The organism is Sporolactobacillus terrae, assembly GCF_019930545.1.
Taxonomy (GTDB): Bacteria; Bacillota; Bacilli; order Bacillales; family Sporolactobacillaceae; genus Sporolactobacillus; species Sporolactobacillus terrae.
The window spans coordinates 1918250-1941943 of the sequence record NZ_CP082837.1; the positions used below are offsets into that span (position 1 = coordinate 1918250).

General features: G+C 44.8%; 25 protein-coding genes, 2 pseudogenes and 1 other annotated feature. Of the genes and pseudogenes, 11 read left to right on the top strand and 16 right to left on the bottom strand.

Annotated elements, in window-relative coordinates; all coding sequences use genetic code 11:
• The first annotated feature begins 130 nt into the window (after positions 1–130).
• Positions 131–1045 carry a methyl-accepting chemotaxis protein gene (locus tag K7399_RS09070; protein ID WP_028975665.1) on the top strand — a complete coding sequence of 305 codons (915 nt, stop codon included), beginning with the start codon at positions 131–133 and terminating at the stop codon, positions 1043–1045.
• Positions 1046–1198: 153 nt separating this feature from the next.
• Here the strand turns inward: K7399_RS09070 and K7399_RS09075 are convergent, their stop codons facing one another.
• A complete protein-coding gene (locus tag K7399_RS09075; protein WP_028975666.1) occupies positions 1199–1567 on the bottom strand; it encodes a MerR family transcriptional regulator in 369 nt (122 codons plus the stop codon).
• A 79-nt stretch (positions 1568–1646) separates the two neighbouring features.
• Here K7399_RS09075 and K7399_RS09080 point away from each other — a divergent pair, with 79 nt between their 5' ends.
• The 3 genes from K7399_RS09080 (at position 1647) to K7399_RS09090 (ending at position 2774) form a co-directional block, all read left to right on the top strand.
• A complete protein-coding gene (locus K7399_RS09080) occupies positions 1647–1952 on the top strand; it encodes a hypothetical protein (RefSeq protein ID WP_028975667.1) in 306 nt (101 codons plus the stop codon).
• A 98-nt stretch (positions 1953–2050) separates the two neighbouring features.
• Positions 2051–2533 carry a DUF2975 domain-containing protein gene (locus K7399_RS09085; protein WP_028975668.1) on the top strand — a complete coding sequence of 161 codons (483 nt, stop codon included), beginning with the start codon at positions 2051–2053 and terminating at the stop codon, positions 2531–2533.
• A 10-nt stretch (positions 2534–2543) separates the two neighbouring features.
• Positions 2544–2774, top strand: a complete 231-nt coding sequence (locus tag K7399_RS09090) for a helix-turn-helix domain-containing protein (protein WP_028975669.1) — start codon at positions 2544–2546, stop codon at positions 2772–2774.
• A 122-nt stretch (positions 2775–2896) separates the two neighbouring features.
• On the opposite strand, the gene K7399_RS09095 is transcribed toward K7399_RS09090, so the two are convergent.
• From K7399_RS09095 to K7399_RS09105, 3 genes are all read right to left on the bottom strand, one after another.
• A complete protein-coding gene (locus K7399_RS09095; RefSeq protein WP_028975670.1) occupies positions 2897–3223 on the bottom strand; it encodes a hypothetical protein in 327 nt (108 codons plus the stop codon).
• Between the two features lie 130 nt (positions 3224–3353).
• Positions 3354–4169 carry an ABC transporter permease gene (locus K7399_RS09100; protein ID WP_028975671.1) on the bottom strand — a complete coding sequence of 272 codons (816 nt, stop codon included), beginning with the start codon at positions 4167–4169 and terminating at the stop codon, positions 3354–3356.
• A complete protein-coding gene (locus K7399_RS09105; protein WP_037562609.1) occupies positions 4166–5191 on the bottom strand; it encodes a daunorubicin resistance protein DrrA family ABC transporter ATP-binding protein in 1026 nt (341 codons plus the stop codon). The genes K7399_RS09100 and K7399_RS09105 overlap by 4 nt, the downstream gene beginning before the upstream one ends.
• A 319-nt stretch (positions 5192–5510) precedes the next feature.
• Here K7399_RS09105 and K7399_RS09110 point away from each other — a divergent pair, with 319 nt between their 5' ends.
• The 4 genes from K7399_RS09110 to K7399_RS09125 all read left to right on the top strand — a co-directional run bounded on the left by K7399_RS09110 (position 5511) and on the right by K7399_RS09125 (position 10034).
• Positions 5511–6269 (top strand): ABC transporter ATP-binding protein, encoded by a 759-nt coding sequence (locus K7399_RS09110; protein WP_028975673.1) that lies wholly within the window; start codon positions 5511–5513, stop codon positions 6267–6269.
• A 10-nt stretch (positions 6270–6279) separates the two neighbouring features.
• Entirely contained in the window at positions 6280–8295 is a 2016-nt protein-coding gene (locus K7399_RS09115) for an FtsX-like permease family protein (RefSeq protein ID WP_223362597.1), read from the top strand.
• Positions 8296–8458: 163 nt separating this feature from the next.
• Entirely contained in the window at positions 8459–9109 is a 651-nt protein-coding gene (locus tag K7399_RS09120) for a response regulator transcription factor (RefSeq protein WP_223362283.1), read from the top strand.
• Complete coding sequence (locus tag K7399_RS09125; protein WP_028975676.1) at positions 9096–10034, top strand: sensor histidine kinase; 939 nt, start codon at positions 9096–9098, stop codon at positions 10032–10034. The genes K7399_RS09120 and K7399_RS09125 overlap by 14 nt, the downstream gene beginning before the upstream one ends.
• 159 nt (positions 10035–10193) lie before the next feature.
• Here the strand turns inward: K7399_RS09125 and K7399_RS09130 are convergent, their stop codons facing one another.
• On the bottom strand, positions 10194–10502 hold the full coding sequence (locus tag K7399_RS09130; RefSeq protein ID WP_037562612.1) for a coiled-coil domain-containing protein: 309 nt from the start codon (positions 10500–10502) through the stop codon (positions 10194–10196).
• A 170-nt stretch (positions 10503–10672) separates the two neighbouring features.
• The gene (locus K7399_RS09135) at positions 10673–11674 is read right to left on the bottom strand and encodes a dihydroxyacetone kinase subunit DhaK (RefSeq protein WP_028975677.1); all 1002 of its coding nucleotides are present in this window, start codon (positions 11672–11674) and stop codon (positions 10673–10675) included.
• 106 nt (positions 11675–11780) lie between these two features.
• Here K7399_RS09135 and dhaS point away from each other — a divergent pair, with 106 nt between their 5' ends.
• On the top strand, positions 11781–12359 hold the full coding sequence (gene dhaS / locus K7399_RS09140; RefSeq protein ID WP_028975678.1) for a dihydroxyacetone kinase transcriptional activator DhaS: 579 nt from the start codon (positions 11781–11783) through the stop codon (positions 12357–12359).
• 101 nt (positions 12360–12460) lie between these two features.
• On the opposite strand, the gene K7399_RS09145 is transcribed toward dhaS, so the two are convergent.
• The 6 genes from K7399_RS09145 to istA form a co-directional block, all read right to left on the bottom strand.
• Positions 12461–13609 (bottom strand): glycerol dehydrogenase, encoded by a 1149-nt coding sequence (locus K7399_RS09145; RefSeq protein WP_304363905.1) that lies wholly within the window; start codon positions 13607–13609, stop codon positions 12461–12463.
• A gap of 214 nt (positions 13610–13823) precedes the next feature.
• Positions 13824–14195, bottom strand: coding sequence for a dihydroxyacetone kinase phosphoryl donor subunit DhaM (dhaM, locus tag K7399_RS09150; RefSeq protein ID WP_128166921.1), 372 nt, complete (start codon positions 14193–14195; stop codon positions 13824–13826).
• On the bottom strand, positions 14188–14769 hold the full coding sequence (gene dhaL / locus K7399_RS09155) for a dihydroxyacetone kinase subunit DhaL (RefSeq protein WP_164875513.1): 582 nt from the start codon (positions 14767–14769) through the stop codon (positions 14188–14190). The genes dhaM and dhaL overlap by 8 nt, the downstream gene beginning before the upstream one ends.
• Positions 14770–14778: 9 nt before the next feature.
• Entirely contained in the window at positions 14779–15708 is a 930-nt protein-coding gene (gene dhaK / locus K7399_RS09160; RefSeq protein ID WP_206612208.1) for a dihydroxyacetone kinase subunit DhaK, read from the bottom strand.
• A gap of 135 nt (positions 15709–15843) precedes the next feature.
• Positions 15844–16587, bottom strand: a complete 744-nt coding sequence (istB, locus tag K7399_RS09165) for an IS21-like element helper ATPase IstB (RefSeq protein ID WP_028977444.1) — start codon at positions 16585–16587, stop codon at positions 15844–15846.
• On the bottom strand, positions 16584–18137 hold the full coding sequence (istA, locus tag K7399_RS09170; RefSeq protein ID WP_223362284.1) for an IS21 family transposase: 1554 nt from the start codon (positions 18135–18137) through the stop codon (positions 16584–16586). Before istA ends, istB begins: the two co-directional genes overlap by 4 nt.
• 440 nt (positions 18138–18577) lie before the next feature.
• Positions 18578–18832: a binding site (T-box leader), on the top strand.
• 213 nt (positions 18833–19045) lie between these two features.
• Between istA and brnQ the strand changes: the two genes are divergently transcribed.
• A complete protein-coding gene (brnQ, locus tag K7399_RS09175; protein ID WP_128166925.1) occupies positions 19046–20446 on the top strand; it encodes a branched-chain amino acid transport system II carrier protein in 1401 nt (466 codons plus the stop codon).
• 55 nt (positions 20447–20501) lie between these two features.
• On the opposite strand, the pseudogene K7399_RS09180 reads toward brnQ, so the two are convergent.
• A pseudogene (locus K7399_RS09180) lies at positions 20502–20864 on the bottom strand (YdeI/OmpD-associated family protein); the annotation flags it as partial.
• Positions 20865–21058: 194 nt separating this feature from the next.
• Complete coding sequence (locus K7399_RS09185; RefSeq protein ID WP_128166927.1) at positions 21059–22303, bottom strand: RNA-guided endonuclease InsQ/TnpB family protein; 1245 nt, start codon at positions 22301–22303, stop codon at positions 21059–21061.
• A 102-nt stretch (positions 22304–22405) separates the two neighbouring features.
• On the opposite strand from K7399_RS09185, the gene tnpA reads away from it, so the two are divergent.
• Complete coding sequence (gene tnpA / locus K7399_RS09190; protein WP_010027511.1) at positions 22406–22837, top strand: IS200/IS605 family transposase; 432 nt, start codon at positions 22406–22408, stop codon at positions 22835–22837.
• A gap of 65 nt (positions 22838–22902) precedes the next feature.
• Here the strand turns inward: tnpA and K7399_RS09195 are convergent.
• Both K7399_RS09195 and K7399_RS09200 read right to left on the bottom strand, forming a co-directional pair.
• Positions 22903–23193: pseudogene (locus tag K7399_RS09195) on the bottom strand (DUF1801 domain-containing protein); the annotation flags it as partial.
• 51 nt (positions 23194–23244) lie between these two features.
• Positions 23245–23676: a hypothetical protein gene (locus K7399_RS09200; RefSeq protein ID WP_128167338.1), complete on the bottom strand. Its 432-nt coding sequence runs from the start codon at positions 23674–23676 to the stop codon at positions 23245–23247.
• Positions 23677–23694: the final 18 nt, after the last annotated feature.

Sequence of the window (23694 nt, forward strand, 5' to 3'; positions counted from 1 at the left end):
CATGAATCTCTTTTTAGCTTTTCGCTCACTCAATCGAATTTAGAAAAATATTGATGGGTATGATCTCTCATCTATCTTTAAACGCAAATAAAGTGTAGAATGTACTCGCCTAAATAGAAGGAGGAGGAACATGATACAAGAAAAACAAAAATTTGATCTTCAGCTTCTGAGCAGGGCTTTTGAAGAAAATCTATCACTCATTAGTTTTAACACGAATCATAAAGTCATTTTTGTTAATGATAATTTTTCGAAAGCACTGGGCTACACTAAAGAAGAAATGATCGGTATGGATCACGCAATGCTCTGTTTTCCTGATTTTGCAAGCAGCGCAGATTATCAAGACTTTTGGAATAAGCTGCTTGGCGGCAACCGCTTTCAAGATAAGGTTAAACGTAAAGACAAACTCGGCCATGCCGTGTGGCTGGAAGCAACCTACATGCCGATTTTCGATGAAACGCATAGCCATGTGATTGGCGTGCTGAAGGTTGCAACCAATATTAGCCAGCGTGAACAGCGCATCAAACAATTCACGGACAGCTTAAAAGACACGGCTGCGGATCTCCATGAACAGGCGCAAGCAGGGAATCATCAGACCAAGGCACTTAATAAGGAAATCACGAATGTTGAACGCTTTTCTAATGAAAATGCGGAAACACTCGCGACCCTTCAGCAAGAGATCAAACAGATCAACGGCGTCGTTGAAATCATCCGCGATATCTCCGAACAGACGCATATTCTTGCCATTAATGCAGGAATTGAAGGCGCCCGTTCCGGAGAAAGCGGCCGCAGCTTTATCGTGATTGCTAAAGAAATGCAAAAACTATCCGATCAAGTTCATCAGTCCATTAAAAAGGTGGAGGAACAGACAAGACTGATAATCGCCAATGTCAATCAAATTGCCGATCGATCAGGCAATCTTCAACATAATGCCAAGGTGAGCCACGAGACAATGGAAGTAGCCACACAAGTATTCGATAAAATTGGACAAGCCGCCGAGTTGCTTAACGATCAAGCAAAAGCATTAAACAAATTGCTCAATCCATAATAGCCAGCAGCAAAAATTCTCTGACTCTCTCAGGGGATTTTTTGCTTTATCTGTGCCTCCACATCGTTTCGGATCAGGGTTTAGATCATTGATCCACTGGGTGTGTTCGTTTTCTGATCACAGACCAATATTCGTTTTTGTTCACAAATGGAGTCACTGCATTGAGCTTTCGATTCTCTTTAGTTTTGCAATCAGATGTTCAGTTCTCACACGCTTCTGTTTGATTCGTTGTTCTTCGGCAGCTAAGGCAAAACTCTGTTTTTTAAGCGCTTCAAGCACTGACTGAATGAGTGTCGCAGTCCCACAACCGGATTTTTCCTTCATGCAAAAAATTTGCTGTATCTGCGCTAAAGATAAATCCATTTTTTGCATTTCCTTCACTACTTGAAAATCGACAAATTCTTTTTCACCATAGTCTTTGTAGGTACCAATTTTCTTCGGCTGTATCAGATGCAGCTGTTCATAATGGCGAATGGTATCCTTAGTTGTTTCACAGCGCGCAACAAATGCACCGATTTTCATCGTTACATCTTCCCTCTTGACGTGGGGTCGACCCCATCGTTTTTACTAAGTATAATCTCATGTTATAGGAGGAACTTCAATGATCATCAGTGCAATCGGATTGATTGTTTACGCCCTATTTTGTCTTATTTCCGGAATCGTCATATGGTCAAAAACAGATCAAAAAGTCGTTGTCGTCTATTTTCTATGCATGCATCTGGTATGTCTGATTATGGGCATGCTCATGATCAGCACCCACTTGCCTTTACTGCTTGTTCTGATCATCCTTAGCGCTACTTTAGTAAGTAGAATAGCAAATGGCTGTTTTATTTTTCATCGCATTAACCTCCTCCATCATGTTTTTACGGGAGCTTATTTTATCGCACTGCTTCTTCTCAATGTATAAAGGGGACATGAAGACTTTATTGACTTTGAATAAACATTTATTGATAAGCAATAACAAATAGAGTAAAATCAATGTGCAAACAACTGAGTGAGGTGCTTTTGATGAAACGAGAAACACTTTTCTTAAAGCTCGCTGTTTTTCTAATAGGGCTGCCGATCCTGGCTGCATGTATCTTTGTTCTGCCTAGGCTCACTGCCTTTTTTGCAGCATTATATCCAAAGTTCGCCTATTTGCAGTATCCTTTTTTAGCCGGACTATATATTACAGCACTCGTCTTTTTCGCTGCATTGTATCAGACATTCAAACTCCTCACGTATATCGATAAGAACGAGGCTTTCTCGGAGCTATCGGTCACTTCACTGAAGAACATCAAATATTGTGCCGTGATCATCGGTGTCTTCTATGTTGCGTTTATGCCGGTCATCTATCTTATGGCGGAAGCAGATGACACTCCTGGCATGGTTATCATTGGGATGACGATCATTTTCGGCTGTATGGTGATTGCCGTTTTTGCCGCGGTGCTGCAAAAGCTGTTACAAAACGCCATTGCAATAAAATCAGAAAATGATCTAACAATCTGAGGTGAACCCTATGGCGATTATTATTCATCTTGATGTGATGCTGGCAAAGCGGAAAATGAGTGTTACCGCGCTCTCTGAAAAAGTGGGACTGACGATGGCAAACCTGTCAATATTGAAGAACGGAAAGGCTAAAGCCATTCGCTTTTCAACGCTGGAAGGAATCTGTAAGGCTTTAAACTGTCAGCCTGGAGATCTTTTGGAATATCAAAGTGAGGAAGATAAAGCCGACCAATTCGATTAAAAAGAAAAGAGTCTTAAAGCTGGCGCTCTAAGACTCTTTTTTCGTGCCTTACGTCTCGTGTTTCGTGCATGAATCTTGTTAACTAAAAAAGTCAGACTCTATTTGGCCGCCACAGAAACAATTCAACTTAATTTTCTCTCGATCGTTTTCATAAATTGGTGTGTAAACCATGTATCGTTGTTTATTTTTTGGTTTAAATCTGGATTCATATTGATAATCCTCGGCTTGGTCTTATCGCTGCTGAGCCCATTGGCTCTCGCAAAACAGATGCGGCCGTCAACCGAACTAATCGTCATATAAAACGGATGGTGTTCACGAAGCCTACGGAGGTAATGATCAACCGCCTCATTCACATCCGTTGTCGCGAAATAAAAATGCTCTTTGGGGCCGGCGTTTTGATCCTTTTGCCATTCAATAAAGTTAAATCGTGGAATTTCAGTCGCTTGCAAGTCGCAACACCTCTCCCTTACTCTATTCTTCAGAAGGAGAAATGATTCCTGCATTAGACCGATGGAATCAAAAGCCTAAGTTGATAAATGATTCAAGATCCACGCCCTAGGCGGTCGGTGTACACCACAATTAGGTCCGATGCATATACGCGCGAACGGTAAGCGGAGCAAAGACGACAACGATAACAGCTGCACCAATCAACGTCACTGTGAAATCCCAGCCAAAAGCTCCGGAATTGGTCAGATGCCTTACAGCTGTAATTAAATGAGACACCGGATTTATTTTTGCGAACCACTGCAGCCAGTCCGGCAGCGTATTGACCGGTACAAAAGCATTTGACAGAAACGTGAGCGGAAACAAAACGAGCATCGAAATGCCTTGAACGCTTGACGCGGTTCGCGCGATCACGCCGAAGAAAGCGAAGATCCAGCTGATTGACCAAGAGCAAACAATCACAAGCAAACCAGCAAGGACAACATCAGTAAGCCCTCCGTCGGGTCGATACCCCATAAGGTAGCCCATTGAAAATGTAAGTATTGTCGCAATCGTGTAACGAACCGTGTCGGCCAGAAGTGCACCGGCAAGTGGGGCGATCCGTGCAATCGGCAGCGACTTAAAGCGATCAAATACTCCTTTGTCCATATCTTCGCGCAGCTGCACGCCGGTCACAATCGAGGTCGTAATGACCGTTTGCACCAAGATACCGGGGATAATGACTGGCAAATAACGGGTTACATTTCCTGAAATGGCGCCACCAAAAATATAAGTGAACATCAGCGTAAAGATAATTGGCTGGAGTGTCACGTCAAATAATTGTTCCGGTGTGCGCTTAATTTTCAGCAACCCCCTATAGGCCATCGTAACGGAGTTGGCTAAACTCTGCGTAAAGCTTGTATTTCTTCTCAAGTGGCGATCGGCAACGGGCTGAATGGTGGTTGTTTTCATCGATTAGCTGCCCCCAATTTTTGTTTATTTTTGGCCTTATTTTCATTTACGCCATGCCCCGTAATGGTGAGGAAGACTTCGTCAAGTGTTGGCTTCTGCACACTGAGTTCTGCTAAATGAACATCCGCTGCACGCAGAGCAATCAGCAAATCCGTCACTCTATCGGCATCTGCTAAAGGAGCGGTAATCTTGCCGCCTTCTGGAGAAACAGCCGAGGCAACCGTAAGTGCTTGTTCGATGATACCGCGCGCCTGTTCTGTTTTAGTTGGGTCCTGAATACGAATCTGCAATGAGGAACGGCCAATGGAGGCCTTCAGCTCATTCGCCGTCCCTTCGGCAACCACCCTTCCTTGATCAATGACCGCAATGCGATCCGCCAGTTCATCCGCTTCCTGCAAATATTGTGTGGTCAGCAGCACGGTTGATCCACTATCCACCAAATTACGGATTGTTGCCCACATTTGATTTCGCGTGCGCGGATCAAGCCCCGTGGTCGGTTCATCCAAAAAGATCAGCGGCGGTTGTGCAATCAAGCTTGCCGCCAAATCCAAACGGCGGCGCATTCCGCCCGAGAAATGTTTCAATGGACGTTTGGCTGCTTCCGTCAGACCAAATGCCTGCAAAAGCTCTGCCGACTTGCGCCGTGCGTCAGCGCGGCTCAGCCCAAGCAACCTTGAAAAAATCATTAAATTTTCCGTTGCACTGAGCGTTTCATCCACCGATGCATACTGACCGGTCACGCCAATTAATTGGCGGACGCGATGCGACTCATTGCTCACATCATGCCCGAAAATTCGCGCGGTTCCTGCATCCGGTCTTAATAATGTCGAAAGCATTCGGATCGTTGTTGTTTTACCCGCTCCATTCGGCCCCAGCACACCATAAATAGATCCTGCCGGCACGTTTAAATCCACCCCATCGACCGCGCGGTGTTTGCCGAATTGTTTCATCAGCCCATGTGCTTCAATCGCCCAATCGTTTGAGGGTTTGTTCTTTTTCTTTCGATGATCATCTATTTTCATCTGCATGCCTCCTCGTCTAATACGTTTTGAAGTGCATCGTCATCCCTGTTCAACCCGGGAACTGCGTTCATTAGAATGCGATCCAACTGGCTTTTCCTCCTTTTCTACTAACTATAAAGGAACGTTGGTCTGCCCATAATGCACGGGAGACGGAAAGACAGCTCCTTCTACAGACCGATTTTTTATCCATCGGCTGGGGCATGAGTCGATAAGCAACCTTACAGATCTGTAAGCCGCGGCCTTGGAACTGTAAGCAAGCGCCGCACAAACCCTTGTATACTAGACACATCAGATAAATTAAAGTCAAGGAGCGATCACGATGTTGTTACAAGTCAATCATTTGCAGAAAATTTTTCAGACACGCTTCAGTAAAGAAAAAACCGTTGCCTTGCACGATGTAACCTTTAGTGTTGAGGACGGCGAATACATCGCCATTATGGGGGAAAGCGGCTCGGGGAAAACAACCTTGCTGAATACATTGGCCACACTTGAAAAACCGACGTCTGGGTCTGTGCTCCTGAGCGGTCAGGACGTCACAAAAATTAAGGAAAACAAACTGGCGGAGTTTCGCCGTACCCATTTGGGGTTCATTTTTCAGGACTTCAATCTGCTCGATACCCTGTCGGTTCGCGACAATATTTTCTTGCCGCTCGTCCTTGGTCGCCAAAAAGTACGCGTGATGGAACAGCGCCTAGAAAAACTCGCACCGAGATTAAATATCAGCGATCTGCTGAACAAACAGCCCTTCGAGTTATCCGGCGGTCAGAAACAGCGTGTGGCAATCGCACGCGCACTGATCACCGAACCGGAACTTGTTCTCGCCGATGAACCGACTGCAGCGCTCGACTTCAAGAACAGCGAGGGACTGCTCACCCTTCTTGAAGATATCAATGAAACGGGGCAAACCATTCTGATGGTGACGCACTCGGCGATCGCCGCAAGTCACGCCAAACGCGTGTTGTTTATTAAAGACGGTCGCATCTTTCATCAGCTTTACCGCGCAAATCGAGAAGCCGCCGATTTCATGCAAGAGATCAGCATGACAATGACGAACCTGCTGGGCACGGAGGTGAGATAATTTGTTTTACGTGAAATTAGCCGGTCGCAACATACATCAATCCATGAGCAATTTTCTTCCCTTTGCACTTTCAAGTGTTGTGATGTTTCTCATGAATCTTATGATCGCAACGATTTTGCTGAGTCCAAGCTTGAAAAAGCTGCAGCGTTGGGAAAACTTCGCGATGCTGCTGAGCTTAGGATTGATCGTTTTGACCATCTTTGCGACCATCTTTATGATTTATAGTTATCGTTTTTTACTTAAAAGACGGACAAAAGAATTTGGACTCTATAATATTCTCGGTCTGAAAAAACGGCAGATTGTCCGCATTTCTATACTGGAGCTGCTGATGATGTTTCTTGTGACTGTGGTTGCTGGAACCATTCTTGGCATTGTATTGGCCAAATTTTTATACCTCATCTTAATTAACCTAGTAGGTGAAAATTATTTCGACTTGCAGTGGAGTCCGCTTGCAGTTGGGATTGTGACGGTTCTATTTGCGTGTATCTATCTACTCTTGATGATCATCAGCAGCTTCTCGATCCGTCGTCAGTCCAGTCTGGAATTGCTCAAAAATGCGAACAAAGGTGAAAAAGAGCCCAAGTCACGCGGCATTCTCGCCCTGCTTGGCCTTGTCTCATTGGGCATCGGTTATTACCTTGCCGTAACGGTTGCCTCGCCGCTCGACGCCCTAACGAAATTCTTTATCGCCGTACTGTTTGTCATCTTCGGTACGCTGCTGTTCTACATGAGCTTTACAATTTGGCTGCTCAAACGTCAGAAGAAAAATAAAGGCTATTACTATCAACCAAAACACTTCATTACCGTTTCAAGCATGCTGTATCGCATGAAACAAAATGCGGTGGGATTGGCAAATATAACGATTTTGGTGACGATGACGTTCGTCACCTTAGCCACAACGGTTGGCCTCTTTTCCAGTATCAATGGATTTCTGAACGACTACTTCGTGCGCAACACGATCATCAACATCAATACAACGCAGCAGCAAAGCATTGAACTCGTTGATCAAGTGGCTGAGAAAAACGGAATAAAGTTGAGCAATCCGGTCGTTTACGAACGGTCAAACAGCATCGTCGGAGCATTGAACAATGGCAAATTCGAGAACAAACAAAACCTTGCCAATCTGACGGCTGTGAACTTTATGACTGCAGAAACCTATACCACATTGACTGGAAACCCTGTTCATCTGCGCGGAAATGAAGCGATTGCCTTCCCGGCAGTTGGCAGCTTAAACGAGAATCAAGTAAAATTTGGGAACCGCACGTTTAAAATCAAACAAAAAATTAACGGCATCCGCAATTTTCCATCAACCAGTAGGATGGCATCAAACTGGTTGATCCTGATTGTCAACTCAAAATCACAAATTCAACCCGTACTCGACGATGCAACCAAAGCGGCAGGCAATCATTACCTGCTTGGTTTTGATACGACCATCAGCGCCGATTTAACGGGCAAAGATGCCAAGAAGCTTCAAACTACTTTATCCAATTATCGTGTAAATGGAGACGCTCCGATTCAGCGCAGGGATGACTCAAAAACGAAAATCGAGCAGGATGACCGCGGCGAAGAAAAAACGCTTGCCGGTATGCCTCCGACCTTTGAACGTTATGATGACATGCACCAGCAACTTATATCTTTTGCAGGCGGCTTCCTGTTCATTGGCCTGGTCTTAGGGTTCACCTTTTTTCTCGGTACCGCATTAATCATTTACTACAAACAAATTTCTGAAGGAGAACAAGATAAACGCAGCTTCGAAATCCTGCAAGAAGTCGGTTTAAGCAGCGATGAAGTGCGGCAAACGATTCGCTCACAAGTGCTGCTCGTCTTTTTCATGCCGATCGGCGTCGCAATTGTCCATTTCGGCTTTGCCTTCATCATGATTCAAAAATTGATCAGCTTATTTGGCACAACACGCTTTGGCCTACTGTTGCTGACAAGCATCGGTACAATCGCCGTCGTTGCTGCAATTTACTACATCATTTATAAACAAACGAGCCACGCCTATTACCGAATTGTGGAACGCTAATCGCCCGAAAACGGTGCCCATGCTGCGTTACGGCTGACGGCGTTGGTGCTCGAAACCGAGAAGGAGTCTCATCATTGATTGTTTGAGCTCCTTCTTTTCGCATTTGTCCCTTTTCAAAAAAATCGGTAGAATGAGTATAACAATCACTAGGGGAGAATTTCTGATGACTAAAGTCTTTATTGTGGAAGACGACGCAGCGATTGTGAAACAGCTCGCTTATGCGCTGAATGACTATACCGTTGTTTCCGTACAGAATTTTCGCAGCGTCTGCCAAGAAATTGAAGCCGAGACTCCGGATTTGATTCTGATGGACATTACCCTACCCTATTTTAACGGGTTTTACTGGACAACTGAGATTCGCAAACATGCAACAACCCCAATCCTTTTTCTCAGTTCGGCAGATGACGAAATGAACCAGGTGATGGCAATGAACATGGGGGCCGACGATTACGTCACCAAACCGTTTTCAGTCGACGTGTTGAAGGCGAAAATCAATGCCTTGCTGCGCCGAACCTACAGCTTTTCTCAAGCACAATTGACGTTCAACGGCTTCGTCTTGGAAGGTACCGAAGTGAAAAAGGGGACGAACAAAGCGGTTTTGACGCCAACCGAAGCTAAACTACTGCGCACCTTCTTCGAACAGCCCAACCAAACGGTGACCAAAGACCTACTGCTTGCAAAGCTCTGGGAATCGGATGAATACATTGATGCTAATGCTCTGCACGTCAACATTGCTCGAATGCGCAAGAAACTGCACGCGATTGGCTTTGATTACATCGGAACGGTGCGAGGTGTCGGCTATGTACTGGCGTGAACGAAAGTATTTTATTTATGCCGTCCTCGTGATCGTCGTGGTCATCAGTCTGACCTTTTCTCTGCGTGGTCTGCCCATGCGCACGTTCTGGTCGAGTTTGCTGTTTAGCATGACCGTTCTGATCATTTTTAGCGGCTATGACTATTACCAATTTCAACGCCGCCACCACCAACGGCTCCAGCAAATCGTTCCTCAGGTTGACTTAAGCCCGCAGTCGCAAGCAGAAAAAGATATGCAGAAGTTGCTCGAGGAACAAAAAGAGTACTACGAAACGAAAATTGCCGCGATCAAACACTTTGATGACGACTTAACCGATGTGGTGCGTATATGGAGCCATCAGATGAAGGTGCCGCTCTCTGTCCTCAATTTGATGGGACAAACCGGTGATTTTACCCGAGACGAATTGAAAGAGCAAACGTTTCAATTGGAAAACTATTTGGAGATGCTGCTGCATTACCTGCGCTTGAACCACGAGCAAACCGATTATCGCTTTACCAAAGTGCCCATGAAGCCGCTCGTTCAGTCAATCGTGCGCAAGTTCGCCCCACTGTTCATTCGAAAAGGACTGAGCGTCACCGTTGATGGCGATACGACCTGGACGACAGACGAAAAGTGGCTCGGCTTCGCCCTTGAGCAAATCATCAGTAATAGCGTCAAATACACGAAACAAGGCAACGTCAGCATCCAAATCAAAGCAAAATCGATTCAAATCAGCGACACCGGCATCGGCATCTTAAAAGAAGATCTGCCGCGCCTATTCGAACACGGCTTCACCGGTTACAACGGGCGCCGCGACAAAAAAGCAACCGGCCTCGGTTTCTTCCTTGCAAAAGAAGTCGCCAATCGGCTCTCATTAAGCATCCATGTTGACTCCGAAATTGACAAAGGAACGACGGTGACACTAAAAAGGAATGATGGAGCGTGAAAGGGCTACAGCCATATTTTAATTTAAAAGGTGAACCTATTCATATTGAAGTATTGTGGATTAAATCCTTGCAGAAAAGAGATTAAACATATAATAACGTGGATGAAGGTGTGTTCATAAGTTAGAAAGGATTCATTCACAGAAGAAGAAAGGCTGAAATTACATACCGATTTTCTTTTTGATCTTCTGAACCTCTTTACGGGTTTCCCAATGTTCATCATGTACCATTTTAATTTGATCGGACAGATCCTCATACATGTCATCCATTCGCCGATTCGTTTTTTTCAGATCACGTTTAATCTCTGAGATGTCTTGTTTCATCTCAATGATGTCTTCTTTCATCACAACTATATCTTGCTTCATCTCTGTGATATCTTGTTTCATCTCGTCCATTTCAACGCGCATGCCTTTAACGTTCGCGTCAACTTCTCTAATCGCCTGCATGATCATGCTCAATTCCCCAGCCATAATCGCCCACCTCCTTTTGTTCTATCATAACAGCTGCCAAATGAATGCTGCAAGGACAGAGTCAGGCCTTCTTACAATCATTTTAAAAGAAGGACTGCCCCACCTGTTTGCTGTTTAAGCATGACTTTTCCGGCTAAGTGGAAGCAAAGCAACGATCTGTTGCATCGGTTTTATTTCCATGCATAAGCATCCGTTGGCATTTGCAGGTAACGCAACCATTGCGGATCAGCGAGACGAAGGAACGTTAGCGAAATGCCGTACATATCATTTGAGGTCATATAGTTGCCTGTTTTTCTGATCGGGGTTTTTAGTCCGTACAACTCGATCAGCCGACCCACGTCATTAACAAAAATAAACTGATCCATAAGCGGCGTCGAGCCAAGGCCATTGACCATGATTGCAAATGTTTCCCCTTTTTTCCATGCAAACGCATTTTTCAGCTTATTCATCAGTTCAATCGCCAGTCGTTCTGAGGAATGCATCTTCTCAATCCGGTAACCCGGCTCTCCGTGAATCCCGATGCCAAAATAAATTTCGTCTTCGTTTAATGAAAACAGAACTTTATCTTGATTGGTTATGGTGGAAGGCGACAGAGCAACCCCCAGCGTTTTTGTCGCTTCAACCACTTGGTCGCCTAAATTCTTCAATTCAGGCAAACGCAATCCGGATGCAGCGGCTGCGCCAATTATTTTCTGAACGAAGACCGTACCGGCAACGCCTCTTCGCGTCAACGCGTAGGTTTTGCGATCCAGACGCTCTGTTGAAATATCATCTGCAACAATAACCATTTCAACAGGAATGCCTTCTTGCTTTGCCCACTGTGCGGCTTGATTAAATGCTTCAATGTCCGCTTTGAAATTTTTCACAACGAGAAGAACGCCTTCAGGTCCAGCGACCTCTTTAATGGCCCTAGTTATTAATTCTGCTTTTGGCGGGGTAAACAGCTCCCCGCACACCGCTGCTGTCAGCATCCCATCCCCGACATATCCGGTATCGGTCGGTTCATGCCCACTTCCGCCCCCACCAATCACCGCAATCCGATCACGTGCCCACTTTTTTGAATAGAAGATGCCCGTCCGCCCAATACGTGTTAACAAATCCTGATAATTAAAGGCAATGCCTTGAAACATATCTTCAATGATGTCTGCTTTATGATTAATAATCTTTTTCACCGTAGCGATCCCTCTCTTTTACCTGTATTGTTACGCTTTTACTAGTCCGCGTCAATTCCCCAATGGTATAATTTAAATAGGGGTGTTCGGAGGCGAAGCTGAACCGATGACAGGATCACTAATCACCAAAAAAACGATTGCCACTGCATTAAGAGAACTTTTGAAAAAGGAATCGTTTGAAAAAGTAACGGTTCGAGACATCATGCGTCATTGCCACATGCGCAGACAAACCTTCTACAATTATTTTAAGGATAAATATGAATTGGTTTCCTGGATCTATTATGAAGAAGCAATCGAGAATATCCAGGATTATATGAACTATGAAAATACAGCAATGATCATTGAACGCATCTTCACCTACCTCTATGAGAATCAGAATTTCTATATAAAAGTCCTTGAATTTACCAGCCAGAATTCACTCAGCGACTATTTACTTGAGCAGACGAAACTTTTGATTCGCCATTGGATTGACGAATTGGACGATAACGGCGATTTATCCCTAACAAACGATTTCGCCGATTTTTTGAGCGACTTTTACAGTTATGCCATTGTTGGCGTAGCCATTAAGTGGCTGAATGACTCTTGTCCGGAAAAACCGAAGATCATCGCCAAGCGTATTGTACGGCTCTTGGATCAGGCGTTTCAATCCGCGCAAGATCGGTCGAAGCATCAAAGACGCGACTAACAATTGGTCAGTCAGTTATGAAAACCCCGGCATTTGGCCGAGGTTCTTTTGTTGATCATTCTAAATTAGCAGATAAAGAGCATGGCTTCGAAGAAACTCGGTTAGTCCACTGCTAGTAATTTCTTCTCGCTTTCGACAGACCAGCCATGGCGAGATTTATAGTCTTTGACATACGCATCGACACCTTTGATTGCTTGGACCACATCATCTGCCGTAATCGCAAACGGCATTTGATGGATCGTCTCTCCAGGAGCCGTCGCCTTTTCACCGACCTTGTAAAGTTCTTCATCCGTCGCTTTTTCAAGATGAATTTCTTTAAGTGAGGTTGGCAAACCAAGTTTCAGATAAAAGCCAATGTAGCGTTCCAGCTCATCAAACGGCTTATTCTCAAGAACAAGCTGAGTCAGCGCACCATACGCTACCTTTTCTCCGTGCGTCAGGTGGTGAATATCACCGGTCAAAGCGGTAAATCCGTTATGAATCGCATGGGCTGCGCCAAGTCCGCCATCTTCGAAACCTAGACCGCTGAGCAGCGTGTTCGCTTCGACAATCGCTTCAAGTGCCGGTGTAACAATTTTCTGTTGGTTCGCTTCAATCGCAGGAAGCGCATAATCGAAGAGCACTTTTTCGCAGGTTTCCGCAATTGCCTTACCTGCCAACGTCGGTTGTTTGCCGGACATGGTATTATTATGTCCTTCAGCAACCGCACGCGCTTCAATCCAGGTGGCCAGTGCATCGGAAATACCCGAAACAAGCATCCGATGCGGCGATTCAGCAATAATCCGCGTATCAACAATAACGAGTTCCGGATTCTTATCATAGAACAAATAGCTTTCAAAAGCACCGTCATCAGTATAGATTACGGACAGGCCTGCCGTTGGTGCATCGGCGGAGGCTACGGTCGGTGCGCAAACAACCGGAGTATCCAGATGATCCGCGACTGCCTTCACCGTATCTAGCGTTTTCCCGCCGCCAAGTCCGATCACCACATTCACTTTTTTCGTCTTTCCGGACTCTGTCAGTCGATTGATTTCATTAATGCTGCATTCGCCTTGAAAGACTTCTTTGACAACTTCGATTCCGCCTTTTTTAAGCTGAGCGGAGAAGGCTTCAGCAGCAGCCTTCCACACGGTTTCATCGGCAACGACAAGCGCTAAATCGCCTAACTTTTTCACATACTGATCCGCTTTCTTGAATACATCTTTCCCCTGTACATAACGGCTTGGGCTGACAAAAACTTTTTCCATGATAACTTCCTCCTCTTTCACCAGTTATTAGATGGTATGAGTCGGCATCCAGCGACTTTTTTGCGGGTGACACGAATCATCCCGACCGGTCTCCCGACTGCAAGGTTTGCAGTGCTCCCATTGTTCGCTTCTCCCGCAGAGAGGGTACATAAACTTCCACTTGTTTTGCTATGCTCACGCGTACTCGTATTTCAAACAGCGTTTGCGACGCGATCATTCATTTTATTTTAAGCGGTTTCAATTCTGAGTGTATCGAAGCTTCCGAAGCATTCGCCTGAAGCATCGCCGCTGCAACATAAGCGCCTTCGACAAAAGAAACATTCTGAATCTCCAGGTTTTTATCTGTTGTCTCGCTAACGAGATCTAGATTCATCTTTGCGCTCCCCAGGTCATAAAATGCCCAAATGCGCGGCTCTTCAAACGACGTAACGGCTTCATTGATCCGATCAAAACTTGTCCCTACACCATTGTCTTCTGTGCCTGCTGCAGCTTTAATCGTCACATCCCCGGCGACTTCCTTAAGCAGCCGCAACACCCCATCACCGATTTCACGAACATGAGAGACTAAGAGGATACCAATCTCAGGCATGATCAGCACCAGCTTCCAAGAAGGCATGGAACAGATAACCACTTGATTGGGCACCTGGGTCAATATGGCCAACCGAACGATCGCCCAGATACGAAGCTCTACCTTTTTTTGCTTTCAAACTTTTGGTTTCGGCTACAAAGGCATCAATTTTCTCATGCGTTAATGAACCGTCTGCCAGTGCTTTCTGAACCGGCAGCCAAACATCCAGCATCGTCTTATCACCGGCTTCGGATTTTCCGCGATGAGCAATGGCTTCCGCTCCCGCCGCAATCCATTCACTGCGGTCATCGGTTTCACCCGCTTTTTTCGAGAGGGCGAGCAAAGCCGAACCGTACAGCGGTCCTGAAGCCCCTCCGACTTTGGAGAGGAGAGCCATCGCCGCGTTTTTAAATACAGCCGACGTGTCACCCGGCTGATCCAAACTTTTTAATAAAAAGTCCGCGCCGCGTGCCATGTTATTCCCGTGATCCCCATCGCCAATCGCGCTATCTAACTCACTCAGATACGTTTTCTTTTCATGCAACTGCGCTGCAAATAGCTCCAACCATTTTTTTATTTTATCTACCATTAACATCATCTCCCTTTACCATGCGAGTGTGTGCGTTTCCCATTTCAAGTTCTCCAGCCAGCGCGCATCTTCCAATTTACAGAGCGTCAGCGAAAGTCCTTCCATATCTAGCGAGGTCGTCAAACTGCCTACTTTGATAAAATCAATCAAGAGGCCGTCTTTCTTCAGTAATTTCTCCGCATCCTGCCAGAAAATGTATTGTTCCATCAACGGTGTGGCACCCAGTCCATTAACGAGTACCGCATAATGTTCGCCTTCAGACCATTGAAAAGCGTTCTTCAATTTAGAGACAATTTCTTCAGCTAATTCACGCGAGGTTTTCAGTGATTCACGTCTGTAGCCGGGCTCGCCGTGTATGCCGACGCCAAATTCAATGTCGGTGTCCCCTAATTCGAAGCCTGGTTTGCCGACTTCAGGAACCGTCGCCGCTTTAAGCGCGACGCCCAGTGTCTTGATATTGGGGACGATCCGGTTGGCAACCGCTTTCATTTCATCTATAGTCGTCCCTCTTGCTGCTTCGGCACCAAGGATTTTATGAACGAACACCGTTCCGGCAACTCCGCGTTTCCCTTCGGTATAGGTACTGTCCTCGACCGCAATATCATCATCAACGACAACGGATTCAACACGGATACCATCGGCTTCGGCCAAATCTTTGGCCATTTCGAAATTCATCACATCGCCTGAGTAATTTTTAATAACGAGAAAAACACCTTTACCCTGATCCACCTGTTTAATCGCTTCATAAATCTGATCCGGAGTCGGTGACGTAAATACCGATCCGCAAACCGCCGCCGCAAGGATTCCGTCCCCGACAAATCCGGCGTGTGTCGGCTCATGACCGCTACCGCCGCCACTGACTAAAGCGACTTTGTCTTTGGGCAGTTCCGAACGATAGATCACACCTGTTTCAGGGATATTTTTCAATTGACTGTATATTGCCATCGCAAAAGCCCAGTTATGCCATGTTTTTGGGACACTTAGGACATAAACGAGGGACATGTGTGCCATGCGAGGGACAGGCAGAGCTAAAAATGCAGAGGGATCATCCGTAGATGATGCCTCTGCGACCCATTTTTCTTATTCTTTTAATCCGTGTCTTTCTCTCATGGACACTTCTCCATCAATTAAGATGGTGTATGAATCGTGAATGATACGATCGAGAATGGCATCGGCGAGGGTTGCCTGGCCAATATTTTCATACCATCCTTGTGCATCAAATTGAGAACAGAAAATCGTTGAGGACACTTGATGTCGAGTCTCGATAATTTCCAGTAAATCACGTGCTTCGTTTTCTCTCAATGGGGTGAGTAGCCATTCATCCAGGATAAGAAGATCGACTTTGCGATATAACTTCATGACTTTTTGGAAAATCCCTTCTCCTCTGGCAACGGCTAGCTCATCGAGTAAATCAGGCAGACGAGTATATTTCACTGTATAAAACTGTCGACAGGCCGCCATGCCAAAAGCACAAGAGAGATAGGATTTTCCGTTCCCAGAAGCCCCTTGAATGATCAAGTTATGCTTGTCCTGAATGTATTGTCCGGAGGCTAATCGTAGAATCTGAGTTTTGTCCAGTTTGCGATCAGGATGATATTCAATGTCTTCAATACAGGCTTGATTATATCGAAATCCTGCCTTCTTAATCAGGCGATCCAGTTTGTTGTTCTTTCTTCGATCCCACTCACGATCCACTAAGAGACTGAATCGATCTTCGAATGATAAATCATTGTATTGGCTATCGCGTAATTGCTCGCTATATTGTTCAGCCATAGCGGTCAATCTCATATCATATAATTTTGATAAGGTATTTTCGCTCGTCATTTTTCTTTCCTCCCATAGTAGGCTGCACCTCTAACGAAACCGTGAGTATCGCTTTGATTTGTATTTGATTTTGGTGGATTGATAGAGTCTAGTTGTTGTTTATCCTGACCTGTTTTTAAAATGGTCTTAATACTGTTCAGATTGGGTCTTGGCGAATAGTCTAAGGCACGTCCACATGCCCGTTCGAGGCGTTCTACAGAGTATTTATCTGCTAGTTTTGTGAGTGATGAACATGATTTAAGTGCCTGTTTTTCTACTTTGTATGAAGCGAGAATCGCTTTTACAGTAATGAGTGTATGAACCCCGACTTCCTTAGCCCAGGACATAAAATAATCTCGGTTCATCGATAAATAATCCTTATGTTTATCGGGCATATGCTCGGGATTGGTAGATAGCTGACCTTTCTTCCCATAAAGTCTGATATGCGAAGCAACGCGGAAGTGATTAAAATAGATTTCGATCATGTTTCGGGTCACTCGAACATCCACCTGGTGTTTCATGTATTCATAGGGAACGGAATAGTACATTTTTTCTACAGATATGTGATAATCAAAGGGTACGGTAGCTTTTTTCCATGTCGCTAATTCGTATGAGGAAGCAGGTAAAGGGAGAAGGGCAAACTTCTCCTCCTCCGCAAAAGCGGATTGCCTGCTTCCATCTTTTTTCTGAAAGGGCTTCTCATTATATTCCGTTAATTTCTCTCTTATCGCTTGATTCAGCTCGGAAATCGAAAAGTATTGACCGTTTCTCAGGGAGGCAATAATCCAAGTTGATATGATTCGAACACCCCCTTCTACATTGGGTTTGTCCTTCGGGTGGCGAACCCTGGCAGGAACAATCGCTGTTTGATAATGCTCAGCCATTTCCTGATACGAGCGATTGATCACCGGGTCTGTTGAGGATGATCGTTCAACACCAGTCTTTAAATTGTCAGGAATAATCATTCGGGGAACCCCACCGAAAAACTGCAGGGCATGGATATGAGCGGTTATCCAGCTTGGTGTATCCATGGATAGAAACGCCTCGGCGTAAGCATATTGACTACAAGGTAACACAGATATGAAGACGTAAGCAGGAATGGTCTGTCCGGTGATAGAATCCTGAATTGAAGCAGTTTGACCTGCCCAATCCACTTCCATTGCTTCACCAGGCTTTCTTTTAATTCTCATGGTTGCTTTGGTCTTTATCACATAGCTGTTGTAAAAACGACAGAATTGCCGATAACTGTAAGGGATCTCCTTGTTTTGTCTACACGTTTCTACATATTCATGCCAAAGCAATGACAGGGTCACTCCGCTTCGAGCCATTTCCTGGTGGAGATAGCTACAATCCGGTGGACGTCTCATCTCAGATCGATGCTTTTCAGGAAAAAGAATATTCTGGAGTTCAGGATTATCCATGTCCTTATCCAGTGGCCATGAGACTCCTTTCTCTCCAGCCCGCCTCAGGACATTGCCAATGGTATTCTTCGAACATCCGCAGCTCGAAGCAATATGCCGATGGCTAAATCCCTGAGCATGAAGCCGCAAAATTTCACGGTATTTGATCATTAAAAAAACCTCCTGTAATGGATTTACACCACTAGGTGCAAGCTCATTATACAGGAGGTGTCCCTCACATGTCCTAACTGTCCCAATTTGATGTCTTTACTGTCCCAAAAACTTGGCACAGCTGTCCCTATTCAATGGCAATATACAATTGACCACATCCCGCAGACACAATCCCCTGAACCATTTCATCAACAGCCTGCTCCGGTTTATTCATGATTTTTTTCACTTTGTCTGCCCCCTTTCATTTTCCACATGTTTATCTTAACTTGTATACGGTTACATTGTAATGGACAGATTCCCAAATGTGTCCGCTTTCATTTATGAATAGCTGTCCACAGCAGCTCATCCATTAAACACAAACCGCTAAATTTTCAATCGTAAGCTATTGACAGTTTTGAAAAAAGAGTATAAGTAAAAAAACTCTCAAAATTCGTGAATAAATCAATGCAATGATAGGGAGAGTAGCTTTTATCTAGCCTTTTAGCGAGCTTCTACCGGTGAAAAGAGAGCAGGTGTCGATAAAAAGTGAAGGTAGCCCTTGAGCGGTGAATGCGACATTCGATGAATGAAGTGTTCAACGGCAGCACCCGTTAACATGCCAGCGTCTTGCCGAATAGCGGCAGTACGTGGTGAGGCGGCAAGCCAGTGATGGCGGCCGCAAATAAAGGTGGTAACGCGTAACCAACGTCCTTTAAAAGCATGATAATGCTTTTAGAGGACGTTTTTATTTTTATAGAGGTGTTCAAAAAGTCCGGGAAAAATTGCTGTCGAATCTCTGCGTCAGCTTGTTTCTCCGCTCCTCACGTATTATTTGCATACGCTCTGGTGCTCGAAACTGCGCTTCCTTGATCTTCTCGGCTCTTTTTGTCCTCCTTTTTGAACAGACTCTAATAAGGAGGAGTTTACACATGAACACAGAGAATCAGCAACCTAAGCTGACATTCATTCATTATCTAACGATCGGATCACTGCTTTTCGGCATGTTTTTCGGTGCCGGCAATTTAATTTTCCCGCTGCATCTTGGCCAACTGGCGGGCAGCAATTGGTTTCCCGCCGCGATCGGTTTCCTACTTTCCGGCACACTGCTGCCGCTGCTTTCGATCATTGCCATCAGCATCACCAAAAGTGAAGGCATTTACGATGTTGCGCGACCAATCGGCCATCATTACGCCCTGATCTTTTTGATTTTGGTTCACGCCACACTGGGACCCATGTTCGCCACGCCGCGTACAGCCACGGTACCGTTTGAACTTGGTTTTGCTCCTTATGTTTCAGCAGACCACAAATGGATCTGGCTGCTCATCTACTCGGCCATCTTTTTCACACTGACCTATTTCTTGTCACGCAGCGAGTCGCATATTCTAGATGTCATCGGCAAACTGCTGAATCCGCTGTTCTTAATCTTGTTATTTATTATCTTCTTATTCGCTTTTCTCAGACCGATGGGGGATGCCGGACAAGCGGCAATCAACACCGACTACGTTCACGCCGCGCTGACGAACGGTTTTCTTGAAGGGTATAACACAATGGATGCTCTGGCCGGCCTCGCTTTCGGCGTCACGATCGTCACTTCCATTAAGCTGATGGGCGTCCGCAATCCCAAATCCATCGCTGCGGCAACGACCAAAGCCGGAATGATTTGCATCAGTTTTGAAGCACTCATATACCTTGGCCTTATTGTGATCGGTGCAATGAGTCTGGCAAACTTCAAGCTTTCGGAAAATGGCGGGATCGCTTTCGGTCAAATTGCCAATCATTACATGGGCGCAGTGGGCAGCGCCATCTTAGCCACGTTAGCGACCGTCACTTGTCTCACTACGGCGATGGGGCTGGTCACCGCCTTTGCCCAGGATTTCCATAAGCAGTTCCCGCGGATCAGTTATTTAGCGTTCCTGCGATTGACCTGTTTGATTTCATTCATCATTGCCAATGTCGGATTAACGCAGATTATCAACTGGTCACTGCCGATCTTAATGCTTTTGTACCCGCTCGCAATCACGGTAATTTTCTTATCAATCCTGTCACCATTGTTCAAAAAGTCGCCAATCGTTTACCGATTCACAACGCTCTTTACCGTTATTCCCGCTTTATTTGACGCCACGAACGCGCTGCCGCCAATCTCGAATCAGGCGGCGCCGATTCAAGCGCTGATCCACTTTGCAAGCAGCTATCTGCCACTGTTTAACCTTGGCTTTGCTTGGATTCCTTTTGCCCTGATCGGCTTCACCCTTGGCATCGCTGCGTATCTACTGTACAGCCGTGTGCCCTCACTATCGCTGAACGCAGAACTAAAAGCAAAACAAAAATAATTCAATGGAATGAAGGACAGCCATGCTGCATGGGCAGCGGCTGTCCTTTTTGTGTTTATTGGAACTGCTTATGCGAGCCATCACAGTTAGGCATTTTTTTCGAGTGCCCGCACACGCAATCGTTTAATCCTTTTCCTTTGAGGATTCTCGGCACACTTTTTTCAATTCTGGACGCCCGCGTTTCCGATCGTTTCGCTTGCGAAAAATAATAAATGTAAGCATTTTGCCTTCCCGGCGTCAGCGCCTCAAAAGCAGGTTTCAACTCAGGCAGTTCCTCGAACTTACTTTTCAACTCTTCGGGAACGCCGACTTCCGCACGCTTCTTCATCGGTACTTTTTGTCCCGCTTTTTCAACAGCAATGGCTTCAAGAATGTACGCCTTGATCACATCTTCCAGATCAGCAATTTCTTGCACCGTGTTCAACTACCACCGACTAAAGTCGGATGGATTGATAGCGGTAGTACCAGATTAACAATTCTCAGATTTTTCCATGTCATTTTGACATTCTTAATCGGTAGTGCTCTACTTAACTATCTCAGTTTGCTTAGATACGGCACTGCCTCAGTAGCAAGGCCACTCAGGTCTTACACGCTAATGAACCTTAGCCATTTTTAGGAATCCGAAGTTGCCACGGCACCTGATCTTAATAGGGTTAACCCTTTTTGCTCAATGTTAATCGCAGCGTTGTGGTCTCTAATCTGAAAAGTTCCACATGTAGGACAGATCCATTGTTCCATACCAAGCTTGACCTCATGATTAATCGAACTACAGACATGACATGTTTTGGTCGTATATGCTGGATCAACTTTGATGTACGTGCGTCCATACAGGATAGCTTTGTACTCTAATTGATTGATCAACGTTCTCCATCCAACATCGCTGATCGACAGAGCTAGCGCATGATTTTTCAACATGTTTTTTCCACGCAATTCTTCCGAAACAACCACATCGTGGTTCTTGATGAGTGTTGTTGAAACATTGTGTAGAAAATCAAGACGCTGACGCGCAATTTTATTTTGTAGTTCAGATAAACGCAGACGAATTTTTTGATAGTTTTTACTAATACGCAAAGCACGTTTTTCTTTTTTGGCACGAGTTGCTCGTCTGGACACCACTCGTTGCACTTTAGCTAGTTGTCCTTTAATCCGTTTATAAAAATGCGGATTTTCAACAACTTTCCCATCACTTTGTGTTAAAAAATTGGATAAGTTTAGATCGATGCCAACAGTCTTGTCCATTTTAACTAACTTTTCTTTAAATGGATGATCCGATTTCACTTGAAACGACACAAACCAATTTCCATTCGGTTCTTGTTTTATTGTTGTGATACCAATACGGATTCCTTTTTCGTGTGGCAAATGCTTAATGTTATTAGCAGACGCTTTTAAAATGCCAACTTTAGGAATCTGAATATGACGTTCATCAACAACGCGAACTTTCGCTCCGTTGAAAATGTCATATCCTGCTTTACGTGCTTTCGCAACATAACTGTTTTTTGTTTGATAGGTCAAACGATAATCGCTTTTGCGTTTAGGTTTCGGCGTACCGGCATGATTGACTTTTCGCCATAGGCTCCACGCAGATTGATAAGCTGCAACGGCACGGCTTGGCATGTTGGTATCTAATCGTTTATCATTGTTAAACCATTTAGCATGTTTCTTCGTACTCCATTCACGAAATACAAGGGCATTATAAATATATCGGGAAGTATTTGCGTTAAAACGCATAATGTCCGCTTGTTGCATAGTAGGATACACACGTATTTTAAATCCTGATTTATACTTAAATTGCTCTTTAACGGCTTTCATGCGTTGTTTAATGGCTTGTTTTTGATTGTCTGACATTTTCCCCTTCATTACGTTTTCCTCCCTTCCTATTTGTTACTTACATAATATCACTACATGAGTGTATAATGAAGCTTATAAATTCATCTATAGCAATCAGTTAGGGGTACATGCATGAGTAATAAAAAAGAAAAAATCGTTGGAGCAATTTACACACAAACTTATGTTTATAATTTTCACTTTCATTTGATTTGGACAACAAAATATCGTCACAAGTTATTTACAACAGGTACATTAGTTCAAGAGATGAAAGAAATATTGATTCGAATCGCAAAGTTAAACGAAATAACGATTGAAAAAATGGAAGTCATGCCCGATCATGTGCATCTTTTAATTAGTTTCAAACCGAAGTTATCAGCTACGGGTGCTGTCAAAGCAATTAAAGGAGCTTCGGCACGAATGTTTTTTGAAAAGCACCCAGAAATCAAGGCACAAAAATTTTGGAGTGGACATTTATGGACGAGAAGCTATTATATGTCTACGTTAGGAACTATGTCTAAAGAGGTAGTAGAGCAATATATAGACGATCAATATAAGAAAAAATAAATATTAATAAAAACATTATGGCTTACATCCACGGATTGAAATCAGTGGCATTACGCCATTTTTTCAGTAAAGCGAATCTGCCGCGCCGCCTGAACGTTTTCGGTTTGCTGAATCAGAATGCCATGCGCATCTTTCAGCAAGGCCCCCTTGTGAAACAGCAGCGCGCAATAGTCTTTAAAGCCATGAATCAGTACAACGTTTTTTCCTTCAAACGTGTAGCACGGATGCTTCCACTTAAACGCCTCCGTCAGCCCGCAGTCCAGAACAATCGCCCGGAGCCGCGCGTAGCATTCCGCCCACTTGCTCGGCTTACTTAAGAATTCATCAACTTTAGGGTTCAATCTGCTCTCTGTCATTGGGCAACACCTTTCTCTCGGTTTCTTCGAACACAACGTTTTGTGCCCGTTTCATCGATACTGCCTTTTCTGCGCGGCGGTCAAGAGCATCCGCTGCGCTTCCCCTATAGCAACGTTTCGAATCTCAACTTCAAAGGCCTTAAAACAAGCTGAAGCCCACGACTTTCCCGTGATCGCTTTAAATACTTCATCATCACAAATCGCAATGATTTTTCGATACGTGCGGCCCATCATCTTTTCTAATAGAAGCATTTTCAGGATATCCGCCAACATCTTTTTCTGTTGCGGCGGCTTCAGTGAACCGATATGTGCATAGATTTCACCAATAATACCGTGCCCATCAGAATAAAAATCCGGCTGAATCGTCACATCCCCACATGGAACAACCGGATTGGCTATTAGATCCGTCCCAAGCTCATCGCTTATAATCTGAAAAATATGCTTTTCAATCTGCTGTTGTTCCAGTGATGAAGATGCATGCATCCGATTTCGTTTCCCCTT